Raw genomic sequence first — 12,901 nt, forward strand, 5'->3', positions numbered from 1 at the left:
CTGCCGCGTCTTCGCCCGGGGGATGCCGCCGGCGAGCGGCTGCCCGAGGGCATGAGGGAGACGCTCCCCGGGCCCGGTATCGTGCTCACGACGTCGGGCGGTGCAGTTCGGTCCACGCTGAATAGGTGCTGAGGAAGACCCGTCCGGCGAGCGCATCGAGGAAGCGGCTCTTCTTGAGCTGGTCCATCACCGGGCCCTTCACCTCGGCCAGGTGCAGGGTGACCCGGGAGTCCTTCAGCCGGGCATTGATGGCGTCCAGGCTCTCCAGGGCCGAGGCATCGATCAGATTCACCGCGGAACAGATCAGCACGACGTGCTCCAGTTCGGGGCGGCTCGCCACCAGGGCGTAGAGGGTGTCTTCCAGGTAGCGGGCATTGGCGAAGTAGAGGCTCTCGTCGATGCGCAGCAGGGCCAGGTGGCTGACCGTCTCGGTGTCGTGGCGCACCACGCTGCGGAAGTGCTCGGTGCCGGGGATCCGCCCCACCAGGGCGCTATGGGGCCGGCTGGTGCGATACAGGAAGAGCATGATCGACAGCAGCACGCCGCTGATGATGCCGGCCTCGACCCCTTCCACCAGCGTCAGCACCATGGTCACCGCCATGGCCGAGAAGTCGCTGCGCGAATAGTGCCAGGTCTGGCGGATCAGCGGGATGTCCACCAGGGTCAGGACGGCCACGGTGATGGTGGCGGCCAGGGTCGCCACCGGCAGGTGGTAGAGCAGCGGCGTCAGGGCCAGCGTGACCAGGCCGATGCCGATGGCCGCGAAGAGGCCGGCCATGGGCGTGCGCGCCCCGGACTCGTAGTTGATGACGGTGCGCGAGAGCCCCCCGGTGACCGGCATGCCGGAGGAGAAGGCCGCGGCGAGGTTGGCGCCGCCCAGGCCGATCAGCTCCTGGTTGGGCGAGATGCGCTCGCGCCGCTTGGCGGCGAGCATCTGGGCCATGGAGATCGACTCGACGAAGCCCACCACGCTGATCAGCAGTGCCGGCACCAGCAGCTCCCGCCACAGCGCTGCCTCGAAGGGGGGCAGGGTCAGCGGCGGGAGGCCGGCCGGCACGCTGCCGACCACCGCCACGCCCCGCTCGGCGAGCCCCAGCCGCCAGCTGATCAGGGCGGTGGCGACGACCGCGAAGACCGGGCCGGCCCGGGTGATCAGGCCGGCGAGGCCCGCCGGCAGGCCCAGGCGCGTCAGGGCCGGGCGCCCGAAGCGTCGCGCGGCGACCAGGAAGGCCAGGGTGCCGCCCCCCATGGCCAGGGTCGGGCCATGCACCTCGGCGAGCTGTTGCACCAGGCGGGTCGCCAGGGTCAGGGCGTCGTAGCCACCGGCGTCGACGCCGAGCAGGTGGGACAGCTGGCTGGTGGCGATGAGCAGGCCCGAGGCCGACAGGAAACCGCCGATCACCGGGTGGCTCAGGAAGTTGGCGAAGAAGCCCATGCGCAGCAGGCCCATGATCGCCAGCATCGCCCCGGAGAGCAGCGACAGCACCAGGGCGGCCTGCAGGTACTCCGGCGAGCCGGGGGGGGCCACGCCGGCCAGCGCCGCACCGGTCATCAGGGCGATGATGGCCACCGGCCCCACCGCCAGGGTGCGGCTGGTGCCGAGCAGGGTGTAGGCGAGCAGCGGCAGGATGCTGGCATAGAGCCCGACCACCGCCGGCAGGCCGGCGAGGATGGCGTAGGCCAGGGACTGGGGAATCACCATGATGGTGACGATGGTGCCGGCCAGCAGGTCGGCGCCGCACAGGCGGCGGTTGTAGTGGGGCAGCCAGGTCAGAATCGGCAGGTAGCGTTTGAGCATCCGGGCCTATCGCTATCGGGTGGGGTCGATGCCAGACTAAACGATGTCGTGCCGACCATCAGCCCTGGTCGCGCTGCCCGGCCACGCCGCTGGCTCAGCGGTAGCCGGCCAGGAAGCGGGCATCCAGCCAGCCCTTCCAGGCCATGGCGAGCCGGCCGCCCCACCAGCGCCGGCCGCGGATGGCCAGCGCCTGACCGTGGCCGAGGTTGAGGATCGCCAGGGCGCGGGGCTGGGGGCGATAGGGCCGCAGGGAGCCGCCCGTCAGGTGGGCGGCGATATTGGCCAGCAGCACCGGGGCCTGGCGCACCCCGTAGACCCCCAGGTGGGGCAGGCGCTGGTGGAGCATCGCCGCACAGTCGCCGGCGGCGAAGGCCCAGGGGGCCTGAGGGCTCTGCAGGGTGTCGGTGACGGCCAGGCCGCGACCGGCCAGGGTCGGCAGTCCCAGGCCGTCGATCACCTCGGGCGGGGCCAGCCCGGCGGCATGCACCACGTGGTCGGCCTCGAGGTGGCGGAAGCTGTCCTCGCCCCAGGGCTGGTCGAGGGAGGCGACCATCAGGCCGTCGGCGGCCTGGCCCCGCACCTCGAGGCCCGTGGACACCCGGATCCCGCGGCGCTCGAGCAGGCGCGCGAGCCAGGCCGCGGCCCGTGCGGGGGCGCCTTCCAGCAGGCGCTGGCCGCGGGTCACCAGCTGGATATCGACCCGGGTGCCGTGATGCCGTGCCAGGGCCCACAGATTGCAGGCCACCTCCACCCCGCTGGCGCCGCCGCCGACCACCACGATGCGTGGCCGATGGCCCGCGGTGAACTCGCGGGCCAGGCGATGACGCAGGGCCAGCAGGCACGGAATCGGCTTCACCGCCCAGACGGCGGGTCCCCGGGGATGGGGGGAGGGGCAGGGCGTGCGCGAGCCGAGATTGAGCGACAGCACCGAGAAGGGCAGGCGGCGGCCGTCGGCGAGCAGCGCCTCGCGGCGCCGGGCGTCGAGCCCGCTCAGCCGGCCGCGCAGTGGCCGGACCCCATGGCGCCTGGCGAGGTGGGCGGGGTCCAGGCGGTCTTCCCCCGGGGAGTACTGGCCGCCCAGGACGCCGGTTGCCATGCCCGAATACCAGAAGCCGCCGGGATCGACCAGCATGACGTCCGCGGCCGGTAGACGCCGGCGCTGCTGGATCAGGTGGAGGTGGGCATGACCGGCGCCGACCAGCAGTACCGGTGCCCGGTCGACGGGCGGGACATGGTGAGTCATCGGGCGATGGTAGCGGAGTGGTCCCGGCCAGGCGAGTCCCCTCGGGCTCGGCGCCTTCCTGGCCCGCCATGGCGGCGGCGCTTCCGGAACCCGACGCTCAGGCCCTGGCGGCCTGTCGAGGGCGACCCTGCCAGGCCGACCAGGAGTACAGGGCCAGGCCGATCCAGATCAGGCCGAAGGTCGCCAGCTGGACCGAGGTCAGCGGCTCGCGGAACACCAGCAGGGCGATGAAGAACTGCAGGCTCGGGTTCAGGTACATCAGGAACCCCAGGGTCGCCAGCCGCAGGCGCCGCGCCGCCCCCGCGAAGGCCAGCAGCGGCAGGGCGGTGAGCACCCCGCTGGTCACCAGCAGGGCGGTGGTGCGGCCGTCGGCGAGGAAGTGGGATTGGCCGATTTGACCGAGCCAGGCCAGTGCCAGCAGCCCGAAGGGCAGCAGCAGCAGGGTCTCGACGAACAGCCCCGACAGGCCATCCAGGGGGACCTGCTTGCGCAGCAGCCCATAGGTGCCGAAGGACAGGGCCAGGGTCAGGCTGATCCAGGGCAGTTCGCCGAGCATCGCCAGTTGCAGGGCGATGGCCACAGCGGCCAGCACCACCGCCAGGGCCTGCAGGCGCGCCATGCGCTCGCGCAGCACGAGCATCCCCAGGGCCACGTTGACCAGGGGCGTGAGGAAGTAGCCGAGGCTGGCCTGGAGCACCTGACGGCTCTCCACCGCATAGATGTACAGGCCCCAGTTGAGGGCGATCAGCACCGCGCAGCCGAGCACCCGGCCGAGTCGCCGCGGCTGCCTAAGGGCCTGGCGGACCGGTGACCAGCGGCGCAGCAGCACGATCAACCCCGCCAGGAAGAGGCAGGACCAGAGGACCCGATGGATGAGGATCTCGTAGGACGGCACGCCCTCGAAGAGGGCGAAGAACAGCGGGAAGCAGCCCCACATCAGGTAGGCGGCGAGGCCGAAGCCCACCCCCTTGGCGGCCTCGGCGTCGGTGGCGGTCGGGATCATGCTTAACGTCCTAACAAAAAACCCAGGCTAGCATACACCGGCCGCGGTGTGCGGAAGCGGTCATGGAGGGGACGGGGCATTCTACATTGGAATAGTGGCCGGTCGATGTCGCCCCGTGGCGTTTGACCTCGCGACCGGCGAGCAGAAGGGAGGCGTGATGCTGAGGGTAGCCGCTGGCCTGCTGGCCATATATTGCCTGGTGCTGCTGCTGCTCTGGGGCTGCCAGGCACGCCTGCTCTACCTGCCCCATGTGGGGCGCGAGGTCATGGGCACGCCGACCGACATCGGCCTCGACTGGGAAGCGGTGAGGCTTCGTACCAGCGACGGCCTCACCCTGGCGGCGTGGTGGGTGCCGGCCGAGCCGGCGCGCGCCACGCTGCTCTTCTTCCACGGCAATGCCGGCAACATCTCCCATCGCCTGGCGTCGATCCGCCAGTTCCACCGGCTGGGGCTCTCGGTGCTGATCGTCGACTACCGCGGTTACGGGGAGAGCGAAGGGCGCCCTTCGGAGGCAGGGACCGCGCGTGATGCGCGGGCGGCCTGGCAGTGGCTGGTCGAGCGCCGCGGCCTCGCCGCCGAGGAGATCGTGCTCTTCGGCCGTTCCCTCGGGGCGGGCGTGGCCGCGGAACTGGCCGCGGCGCTGCCTGCGGACGAGGGTCCGGCGGCGCTGATCCTGGAGTCGACGTTTCGCTCGGTGCCCAAGCTCGGCCAGCGGCTCTACCCCTTCCTGCCGGTTCGCTGGCTGTCGCGTTTCGATTACGATGTCGAGCGGTACGTGACCCGGCGCTCGGCCCCGCTGCTGGTGATCCACAGCCGGGATGACGAGATCATCCCCTTCAGCGAGGGCGAGGCCGTCTTCGAGGCCGCCAGCGAGCCCAAGGAACTGCTGGTCATCCGCGGCGGCCACAACACCGTTTTCCTCGACAGCCAGCCGGAGTATGCCACCGGCATCGCCGCGTTTCTGGACGAGCACCTCGAGACGCGGCGTCCCTGATCCCCCGACGAACCCGGCGAGTGGCGTGTCACGGCGATCGCCTCCCGCCCAGGGCTATCGTAGATGGCGGTATCTCTCGGGGCTGATCCGTCGACAGGTCTGCGAGGGGGCGCTGTGAACCCCTCCCTGGGCGCTACCGACGCCCTGCGGCGCTCTCGCGTCCCGCTCCTCTTGCAGGTCCGGTGCTGGCCATCCATGGCCAGCCCGTTCGGAGCAGTGCTCCTCACCCCTGGCGCAGGACCCCCTCTTCGACCTGTCCCCGGCGCCCCTCGTCAGACTCAACTGCGATAGCCCTGGCCTCCCGCCGGCGATGGCTGCGTGGCGGCCGCGTCTCGGTTAGGCTGGGGAGATTCCCCAGAGCCCGATGGAGTCCATGATGAGCGAACTTCGAACCACCCTGGTGCAGTCCGACCTGCGCTGGGAAGACCCCGAGGCCAATTGCCGGAGGCTCGAGGAGACCCTGGGCGACCTCGACGGGGCCGAGACGGACCTGATCGTCCTGCCGGAGATGTTCGCCACCGGCTTTACCATGAATTCCCGGGAGATGGCCGAGCCGATGGCCGACAGCGCCAGCGTGGCCTGGCTGCAGGACCAGGCACGCCGTCGCGGTTGCGTGGTGACCGGCAGCGTGGCCGTGGTGGAGGATGGCGACTACTTCAATCGACTGATCTGGGCGCGCCCCGATGGCAGCCTGGTGCACTATGACAAGCGCCACCTGTTCCGCATGGCCGGCGAGCACGAGCGCTACGCCATGGGCCATGAGCGGGTGATCGTCGAGCTGAAGGGCTTCCGAATGCTGCTCAGCGTCTGCTACGACCTGCGCTTCCCGGTGTGGCTGCGCCAGCAGCCGGCCCCCGGCGAGCATTTCGAATACGATGCGCTGCTGTGCGTGGCCAACTGGCCGGCCCCGCGGCGTCACCCCTGGCGGGTCTTGCTGCAGGCCCGGGCCGTCGAGAACCTGTGCCCGGTGATCGGCGTCAACCGGGTGGGCGAGGATGCCAAGGGCATGGCCTATGCCGGCGACTCCATGCTGGTGGACGCCAAGGGCGAGGCCTTGATCGACGAGCCACGCGACATCCCCTTCGTCAGGACCGGCCGCCTGTCGCTGGACGAGCTCGCCGCCTTCCGCGAGAAGTTCCCGGCCTGGCGCGATGCCGACCACTTCGCCCTGGCCGACGGGGTGGGGGTCTGATGCGCCTGGATCGTTTCCTGTCGGAGAGCACCGAGCTCACCCGGGGGCTGGCCAAGCGGGCCCTGTCCCGGGGCGAGGTGGCCGTCAACGGCGAGCCCGAGAAGAAGGGCGCCCGGCACGTCGGCGACGAGGACCGCGTCACCTGGAACGGCGTGCCGCTGGCCCTGGTGGGCGTGCGCCATATCATGCTGCACAAGCCGGCCGGCGTGGAGTGCACCGCCCGCCGGGGCCTGTACCCTCGGGCGGTGGACCTGATCGAGGTGCCCAAGGCGGAGCGGCTGCAGCCGGTGGGGCGGCTGGATGTCGAGACCACCGGCCTGCTGTTGCTGACCGACGACGGCCAGTGGTCCCACCGGGTCACCTCGCCGAAGCGGGCCTGTGCCAAGGTCTACCGGGCGACCCTGGCGCGGCCCCTGGCGGGCGAGGAGGCCGCGCGGGCGGTGGCCGCCTTCGCCGAGGGCGTGTGGCTCGAGGGCGAGGAGGCCGCGACCCGCCCGGCCGAACTCGAGCTCCTCGATGCCCACCGGGCCCGCCTGAGCATCAGCGAGGGGCGCTACCATCAGGTGCGGCGGATGTTCGCGGCCATCGGCAACCATGTGGAGGCCCTGCATCGCGAATCGGTGGGGGCGTTGCGTCTCGACCCGACGCTGGCGCCCGGCGAGTGGCGCGAACTCACCGAGCGGGAGGTGGCCCTGTTCTGAACCGCGCTCAGGCGTAGACGTGGGACCGCGCCCGGCCGCCGTGCTTGGCGGCATAGAGGGCCTTGTCGGCGAGCCCGATCAGCGCCAGGGGGTCGTCGGCATGGAACGGGTAGGAGGCGATGCCGCAGGAGACGCTGATCGGTCCCAGGGTCGCTTCCCGGTAGTGGTAGACGGTACCGGCCAGCCGGGCCATGAGGGCATCGACCCGGCCCCGGGCCGCGTCGGCGTCGGCATCGCTCAGCAGCACCGCGAATTCCTCGCCGCCCAGCCGGCAGACCACGTCGGCCTCGCGAAAGTGCTGGGCCAGGCAGCTCGCCACCCCGGCCAGCACCGTATCCCCCGCCTCGTGGCCGAAGTCATCGTTGAAGTGCTTGAAGTGGTCGATATCGATCATGATCAGCGTCAGGGCACGACCGTGGCGCTTGGCCTGGGCGGCATCGTGTTCCAGCAGCTCGTCGAAATAGCGGCGGTTGTGCAGGCCGGTGAGGGTGTCGGTATAGGAGAAGACCTCGAGCCGCTTGACCAGTCGCTGCAGCTGGGCGGTGCGCTCGGCGACCTCCTGCTCGAGTCGCTGATTGAGTCGCTTCAGGGCCTGCTGGGTGCGCGCATAGTCGGCCAGCGAGATGCCGACAATGGCCAGGGCGAATGCCAGGGCGCCGGCGCTGACGGGCACCCGGGTCCAGGGCACCAGGCCATGGGCGACCGCCATGTCCCCCAGCAGCAGCAGGCCGAAGAGGGCATAGGTGGCGAGGATGGCCTTCTGGCCCCGGTCGAGCTGGCGCAGGCGCGGGGCGATGATCGCCAGCAGCAGCGTCAGGTTGACCACCAGCAGGGCGTCGAAGACCGGGAAGGTGCTCGACAGGTTGATCCAGCCCAGGCTGGCGGCGCCGATGGCCAGTACCAGATAGCCGAGATGGAGCTGCCAGATGCGTCGGATCAGCTGTCGGCGGGTGTCTTCGAACCAGTGCTCCAGCAGCAGGCCGATGGCGATCGGCAGGGTGAAATAGCCGGCCGCGGCCAGGGTGTCCCACAGCAGGGGAGCGGCCAGCAGCAGCTGGCTGGCCTGGGTCTCGGCGAGGATCATGGTGCCCGTGGCCAGCGAGAACAGGGCGGTGGCGGCGAAGCTGTGTCGGTTGGCCTGGATCAGTGCGAAGCTGCCGGCCAGCAGGGCGAGCAACAGGCAGACCCCGCTGATCACCAGGTCGGCCGCCGAGTGCTCGATGACGTAGCCAAGCAGCTCGGCGCGCTCCATCAGCTTGACCTCGCCCCACAGGCCGATGTCGGAGTAGTCGGAGAAGATCCGGAAATACAGGGCCTGGCCGGCGAAGTCCTCGGGCAGCTCGAGCATGTGCCAGGGCCAGCCGGCGAAGCGGCCCTTGCCCTCGGCATCGAAGGTGCCGTGGCGGTAGATGCGTTCGCCATCGAGGTAGGCCTCGACGATCAGGTCGACGCTGTAGATATAGACCACCGGATCGCGCCAGGCGCCGTCGGGCAGGGGGACCCGGAACCAGACATGCTGCCGGTCCCGGCGGTCCGGCGGGTTGGAGGGAAAGGCGATGGGCTGCCAGGCCGCCTCGTCCGTGCCGGGTCGCGTCCAGGCCGGGGTGCCGTCGGCGAGCCGGGGCGAATCGCCCCAGCGATACTCCCATCCGGCCTCGAGGGGCTTCACCGAGGCTTGGGCCTGTGGCGTCAGTGCGGCCGACAGCAGCCACAGCAGGGCACAGCAGAGCGAGAGCGGGGGGCGGCGCATGGGTCCCTCCTGGCCGGAGTCGACAGGAGCCAAGTATAGGCCAGGCTCGGGGATGACGCCCCGCCAGGCGGGAGCGTCCAGAAAGGGTTTATACCGTTATCTTCTCTTGCCGGGAAGCGTCTCGACCTGCTCTGGTGCGTGGCCTCGAGGCCAGGCGTCCGGCGGCATGGTAGGCGTCCGGCCACCGACGCGGCCGGGATCGGGAAACTGGCCCCGTCAGGCCTCGGTGGGCGTCAGGCCGGCGGCCTCCACCAGGGCGCGGGTATAGTCGGTGCCGGGATGTTCCAGGACCTGCTGGCAGTCGCCGCTCTCCATCACCTCGCCGTCCTTGAGCACCAGGATGCGGTGGGCCATGGCGCGGACCACCGCCAGGTCGTGGCTGATGAACAGGTAGCTCAGCCCGCGGCGCCGCTGGAGTTCCCGCAGCAGCGCGACCAGCTGCTTCTGCACGGTGCGATCCAGGGCCGAGGTGGGCTCGTCGAGGACCAGCAGCTCGGGCTCGAGGATGATGGCCCGGGCCACGGCGATGCGCTGGCGCTGCCCGCCGGAGAACTCGTGGGGGTAGCGGGCGGCGCACTGTTCCGGCAGGCCCACCTCGCGCAGGGTGTCGCGGACCCGACGGTCGACGTCCGCCCGAGACAGCTCCGGGTGGTGGAAGCGCAGGCCCTCGCTGACGATGTCGGCGACGGGCAGGCGTGGCGACAGCGAGCCATAGGGATCCTGGAAGACCACCTGGAGGCGGCGTCGGCGCCGGCGCAGGGCGTTGCCATGCAACCGGTCCAGGCGTTCGCCGTCGAAGTCGATCTCGCCCTGGCTGCCGGTGAGCCGCAACAGGGCCAGTGCCAGGGTGGTCTTGCCGGAGCCGGACTCGCCGACGATGCCCAGGGTCTCGCCGGGGGCCACCGTCAGGTCGAGGGGCTTCACCGCCTCGAAGGCCGGCGGGCGGCGGCTGAAGAGTTTCTTGGGGCGCTGGAAGCGCACGCCGAGGCCGCGCGCGCTGAGCAGTGGCGCCTGGGCGTTGACGGGCGCGGGGCGGCCCGCGGGCTCGGCCTCCAGCAGGTCCCGGGTGTAGGGGCTCTGGGGCGCGGCGAAGACGCCGGCCACCTCGCCGGTCTCCTGGACACGGCCGTGATGCATGACACAGACCCGATCGGCATGGCGGCGGACCAGGTTGAGGTCATGGGTGATGAACAGCATGCCCATGCCGTGGGCATCGCGCAGGTCGGCGAGCAGCGCCAGGATCTCGCGCTGGACGGTGACGTCCAGCGCGGTGGTGGGCTCGTCGGCGATCAGCAGCCGGGGGCGGTTGGCGATGGCCATGGCGATCATCACCCGCTGGCGCTGGCCGCCGGAGAGCTGGTGGGGCCAGGCGTCGAGGAGTTCCTCGGCGCGGGGCAGCCTGACCTGCTCGAGCAGCTCACGGCAGCGTCGCCGGGCCGCCGGGCCGGAGAGGCCCTGGTGCAGGCGCAGGGTCTCGCCGATCTGCTTGGCCACGGTCTGCAGCGGGTTCAGCGAGGTCATCGGCTCCTGGAAGACGAAGCCCACCTGGCCGCCGCGCAGCGCCTGCCACTGCCGACGCGTCAGCCGGGCGAGGTCGGTGTCGCCGAGGTGGCGGCCGCCGTGCACTTCGGCGTTGCGGGGCAGCAGCCCCAGGGCGCCGAGGGCCGAGACCGACTTGCCGGAGCCGGATTCGCCGACCAGGGCCAGGGTCTCGCCGGGGTGCACCGCCAGGGACAGCTCCTCGACCACCGGCGAGCCGTCGAAGGCGATGGTCAGCGCATCGAGGCGGAACAGGGGGGTGTCAGGCATCGCGGGGCGTCCTTTGGCGAGCGTCGCCGGCCTGCGGGATATGGCGCGGGTCGAAGGCATCGCGCAGGCCCTCGCCGATGAACACCAGCAACGAGAGCATCACCGCCAGGGTCAGGAAGGCGGTGATGCCGAGCCAGGGGGCCTGGAGGTTGTTCTTGCCCTGGGCCACCAGCTCGCCGAGCGAGGGCGAGCCCGGCGGCAGGCCGAAGCCCAGGAAGTCCAGGGCGGTCAGGGTGGTGATGGCGCCGGTGAACAGGAAGGGGATGAAGGTCAGGGTGGCGACCATGGCATTGGGCAGCACGTGGCGCCACATGATCAGTCGCGAGGGCAGGCCCATGGCCCGCGCGGCGCGCACGTACTCCAGGTTGCGCGCGCGCAGGAACTCGGCACGCACCACGTCGACCAGGCCCAGCCAGGAGAACAGCAGCATGATGCCGAGCAGCCACCAGAGGTTGGGTTCGACCAGGCTGGCCAGGATGATCAGCAGGAAGAGCACCGGCAGGCCGGACCAGATCTCGATCAGCCGCTGGCCGATCAGGTCGACCTTGCCGCCGAAGTAGCCCTGGACGCCGCCGATCAGCACGCCGAGGGCCATCGAGCCGATGGTCAGCACCAGGGCGAAGACCACCGAGAGGCGGAAGCCGTAGATGACCCGGGCCAGCACGTCCCGGCCCTGGTCGTCGGTGCCCAGCCAGTGCCGGGCGTCCGGCGGGGATGGCGCCGGGTGCGACAGGCCCATGTCGAGGGTGCCGTGGGAGAAGGGGATGGGGGGCCAGAGGATCCAGCCGTCGGCCTCGATGGCTTCCTGGATATAGGGGTCCCGGTAGTCCGCGGGAGTGGGCAGGAAGCCGCCGAACTCGGTATCGGGGTAGTCGACGAGCAGCGGGACGTACCACTGCCCCTGGTACTGCATCAACAGCGGCCGGTCGTTGGCGACCAGCTCGGCGCCGAGGCTGATCACGAACAGGGCCAGGAAGAGCCACAGCGACCACCGGGCGCGGCGGTTGCCGTGGAAGGTGGCGAGGCGGCGACGGGCGATCGGCGACAGCCGGGCGGTGAGGCGTGTCATGTCAGGACTCCCGGGTCTCGAAGTCGATGCGCGGGTCGACCCACACGTAGGTCAGGTCCGAGATCAGCTTCAGGACCAGCCCGATCAGGGTGTACAGGTAGAGGGTGCCGAAGATCACCGGATAGTCACGCTGCATCACCGCCTCGAAGCCCAGCAGGCCGAGGCCGTTGAGGGAGAAGATCACCTCGATCAGCAGCGAGCCGGTGAAGAAGATGCCGACCAGCGCCGAGGGCATGCCGGCGATGATGATCAACATGCCGTTGCGGAACACGTGCCCGTAGAGGACGCGGCGATCGCTGGCGCCCTTGGCGCGGGCGGTCAGCACGTATTGCTTGTGCACCTCGTCGAGGAAGCTGTTCTTGGTCAGCATGGTCAGGGTGGCGAAGCTGCCGATCGCCGAGGCCACCACGGGCAGGGTGATGTGCCAGAAGTAGTCCTTCACCTTGCCCCACGGGCCGAGGTCGGCGAAGTCCGGCGAGGTCAGGCCGCGCAGCGGGAAGACGTCCCAGTAGCTGCCCCCGGCGAACAGCACGATCAGCAGGATGGCGAACAGGAAGCCGGGGATCGCATAGCCGACGATGACCAGGCCCGAGGTCCAGACATCGAGCCGCGAGCCGTGGCTCAGCGCCTTGCGGACGCCCAGCGGGATGGACACCAGGTAGACCAGCAGGGTGGTCCAGAGTCCCAGCGAGATCGAGACCGGCAGCCGCTCGAGCATCAGGGTGGTGACCTTCTGGCCGAGGAAGAAGCTCTCGCCCAGGTCGAAGGTGGCATAGTCGACGAGCATGCCGAAAAAGCGCTCGTGGGGCGGCTGGTCGAAGCCGAACTGGGTCTCCAGGCGATCGATGAACGCCTGGGGCACGCCCCGGGCGCCCCGCGACTCGCCGCTCGCGGCGACGTCGCCGCCGCCGCCCTCCAGGCGCGTGCTGGCCTGGGTGGAGAGTCCCTCGAAGCGGGCCAGCATCTGGTCGATGGGACCGCCCGGGGCGGCCTGGACGATGATGAAGTTGAGCAGCATGACCCCCAGCAGGGTGGGGATCATCAGCAGGATGCGGCGCAGTACATAGGCGGCCACGGCGTGTCCTTAGCGTTCATTTCTAGACGTCGTGTGATAAGGCGATGAGCTTTCCCGGCGACAAGGCCCGGAGTGCCGGACCATCGCGAGGGCGCTGTAAACCCTTCCCTGGGCGCTACCGACGCCCTGCGGCGCTCTCGCGTCCCGCTCCGCTTGCAGGTCCGGTGCTGGCCATCCATGGCCAGCCCGTTCGGAGCAGTGCTCCTCACTCATGGCGTAGGACCCTCGCTACGTCTTGTCCCCGGCGCTCATCTTGCCAGATGGGAG

Annotated in this window: 10 protein-coding genes; 3 read left to right on the forward strand and 7 right to left on the reverse strand. The window is 70.5% G+C overall.

The genetic code is table 11. The features are described 5' to 3' along the window. Window positions 1-85: 85 nt before the first annotated feature. The 3 genes from FHR97_RS03300 to rarD all read right to left on the reverse strand — a co-directional run bounded on the left by FHR97_RS03300 (window position 86) and on the right by rarD (window position 4,044). Window positions 86-1,798: a SulP family inorganic anion transporter gene (locus FHR97_RS03300; protein WP_183382307.1), complete on the reverse strand. Its 1,713-nt coding sequence runs from the start codon at window positions 1,796-1,798 to the stop codon at window positions 86-88. A 94-nt stretch (window positions 1,799-1,892) separates the two neighbouring features. After that, complete coding sequence (locus FHR97_RS03305) at window positions 1,893-3,041, reverse strand: NAD(P)/FAD-dependent oxidoreductase (protein ID WP_183382308.1); 1,149 nt, start codon at window positions 3,039-3,041, stop codon at window positions 1,893-1,895. 97 nt (window positions 3,042-3,138) lie between these two features. Continuing rightward, window positions 3,139-4,044: an EamA family transporter RarD gene (gene rarD, locus FHR97_RS03310; RefSeq protein WP_183382309.1), complete on the reverse strand. Its 906-nt coding sequence runs from the start codon at window positions 4,042-4,044 to the stop codon at window positions 3,139-3,141. A gap of 157 nt (window positions 4,045-4,201) precedes the next feature. Between rarD and FHR97_RS03315 the strand changes: the two genes are divergently transcribed. From FHR97_RS03315 to FHR97_RS03325, 3 genes are all read left to right on the forward strand, one after another. Then, the gene (locus FHR97_RS03315; protein WP_183382310.1) at window positions 4,202-5,038 is read left to right on the forward strand and encodes an alpha/beta hydrolase; all 837 of its coding nucleotides are present in this window, start codon (window positions 4,202-4,204) and stop codon (window positions 5,036-5,038) included. Window positions 5,039-5,414: 376 nt separating this feature from the next. Continuing rightward, window positions 5,415-6,230: an amidohydrolase gene (locus tag FHR97_RS03320; RefSeq protein WP_183382311.1), complete on the forward strand. Its 816-nt coding sequence runs from the start codon at window positions 5,415-5,417 to the stop codon at window positions 6,228-6,230. Continuing rightward, complete coding sequence (locus FHR97_RS03325) at window positions 6,230-6,931, forward strand: pseudouridine synthase (protein ID WP_183382312.1); 702 nt, start codon at window positions 6,230-6,232, stop codon at window positions 6,929-6,931. Before FHR97_RS03320 ends, FHR97_RS03325 begins: the two co-directional genes overlap by 1 nt. Window positions 6,932-6,938: 7 nt before the next feature. Here the strand turns inward: FHR97_RS03325 and FHR97_RS03330 are convergent, their stop codons facing one another. The 4 genes from FHR97_RS03330 to FHR97_RS03345 all read right to left on the reverse strand — a co-directional run bounded on the left by FHR97_RS03330 (window position 6,939) and on the right by FHR97_RS03345 (window position 12,634). Further along, window positions 6,939-8,681: a GGDEF domain-containing protein gene (locus tag FHR97_RS03330; RefSeq protein WP_183382313.1), complete on the reverse strand. Its 1,743-nt coding sequence runs from the start codon at window positions 8,679-8,681 to the stop codon at window positions 6,939-6,941. A gap of 216 nt (window positions 8,682-8,897) precedes the next feature. Next, entirely contained in the window at window positions 8,898-10,490 is a 1,593-nt protein-coding gene (locus FHR97_RS03335; RefSeq protein ID WP_183382314.1) for an ABC transporter ATP-binding protein, read from the reverse strand. After that, complete coding sequence (locus FHR97_RS03340) at window positions 10,483-11,559, reverse strand: ABC transporter permease (RefSeq protein WP_183382315.1); 1,077 nt, start codon at window positions 11,557-11,559, stop codon at window positions 10,483-10,485. The genes FHR97_RS03335 and FHR97_RS03340 overlap by 8 nt, the downstream gene beginning before the upstream one ends. 1 nt (window position 11,560) lies before the next feature. Next, window positions 11,561-12,634: a microcin C ABC transporter permease YejB gene (locus FHR97_RS03345; RefSeq protein ID WP_183382316.1), complete on the reverse strand. Its 1,074-nt coding sequence runs from the start codon at window positions 12,632-12,634 to the stop codon at window positions 11,561-11,563. Window positions 12,635-12,901: the final 267 nt, after the last annotated feature.

The organism is Halomonas stenophila (genome assembly GCF_014192275.1).
Lineage (GTDB): Bacteria > Pseudomonadota > Gammaproteobacteria > Pseudomonadales > Halomonadaceae > Halomonas > Halomonas stenophila.